Source organism: Streptomyces sp. SID14478, assembly GCF_010548525.1.
Taxonomy (GTDB): domain Bacteria; phylum Actinomycetota; class Actinomycetes; order Streptomycetales; family Streptomycetaceae; genus Streptomyces.
This window is the reverse complement of record NZ_JAAGMG010000578.1, coordinates 1-1,302: the sequence shown is the minus strand read 5'-3', so window position 1 is coordinate 1,302 and position 1,302 is coordinate 1. Positions and strand designations below refer to the sequence as shown.

Annotated in this window: 1 protein-coding gene and 1 pseudogene; both read right to left on the bottom strand. The window is 72.0% G+C overall.

Annotated features, from left to right (window positions below):
- Positions 1-710: nitrate- and nitrite sensing domain-containing protein (locus G3I40_RS18895; RefSeq protein WP_343244957.1), on the bottom strand; the 710-nt coding region annotated here is incomplete at its 3' end.
- 193 nt (positions 711-903) lie between these two features.
- A pseudogene (locus G3I40_RS47200) lies at positions 904-1,302 on the bottom strand (hypothetical protein); the annotation flags it as partial.

The window sequence follows — 1,302 nt, the reverse complement described above, 5'->3', positions numbered from 1 at the left end:
TGGGCCGGGGTCGCGGTGCGCGGGAAGGCCTCCAGCGCGGCGAGGCGGCCGGCGCGGATCTCCATGAACCGGCTGTAGTCGTCGCCGCGGAAACGTCCGCCGGCCCGTACGGAGCCGAGCACGATGGCGCGCTCCTCGCCGGTGAACTCCTTTGCGTTGCCGAGCACTTGGAGCGACTGGTACGCGTCGCGCAGCCGTCCGTCGTGTACGTCGTCGAGTCCGAGGCCGAGCCGGTCGAGCACGGTGATGGTGGTGGTGAAGTAGTCGAAGGTGGCCTTCACCTGGCCGCTGCCGCCGTCCGCGCTTCGGCGGATCCCGGCGAGCCCGCCGAGCCGTCCGAGCGACTCGCGCACGGAGTCCGCGGCGGCGTCGTCCCGTCCGGCGAGTGCGCCGTCGAGGGCGGTGCGGGCGGTGTCGGTGGCCTTGCGCTGCGCGGGCAGCTTCGCGCGGAACTGCCCCACGCCGCCCACGTACCCGGTGGTGAGGCCGCGCTCCTTCTGCAGTTCGTGGACGAGGCCCTGGAGGACGATCTCCAGGCGGGCGTTCGCGGCGGTGGCGGAGGCGTTGCGGTAGCCGGAGACCTGTTCGGCCGCGAAGACGCCGAGCAGGGCGAGCAGTACGGCGAGGGCGAGTCCGAGGATGCGCAGGAGGCGCGTACGGATGGTTCTGGGCCGGGCGGAGAGAGCGGGAAGGGACGATACGAGATCCACTGAAGTGCCTTATGGAGAGGGCGAGTTGACGGGGCAGAAACGGTGCTTCTGCGCCCGGCCAACGAGCCCCCTGTGAATCCGGTCACCGGATCATGTGTTTGTTTTACGCCCCGGAAACGAGCCCTGGACCGGTGCGCAGGTGACCGGCCTCACCCGTTCGGGCCCACTCCTGCCCGTATACAGGGCCAGCGCCTCACACCCCGCAGTCGCAGCAGGAGCAGCAGTCACAGCAATCGCACACATCGCAGCAGTCACCGCCATCACCACAGGCGTGGCAGGCCCCCTCGCGTTTCTTCCGCGACCAGGGCCCCTCGAACTCCTCGGCGCAGCACACCTTGCAGGTGCAGCACAGCCCGACCGCGACGGCGCACCCGGCGAGCAGGCCACGCTTGCCGGGCTTCGGCGGCGGGAAGGACGGCCCGCCCCCGCCACCGAACCCTCCGGGGCCTCCGGGACCGCCCGAACCTCCGCCCCCATAGGGATTGTTGGACGTGTACGCACCCGAGCCGGACGGCGCGTACGGGCTGCCCGGCGCCCCCGTGGGCACCCAGCCGTCCGGCCCGCCGCCCTGGGGCGTGGACGCGGACCCCGC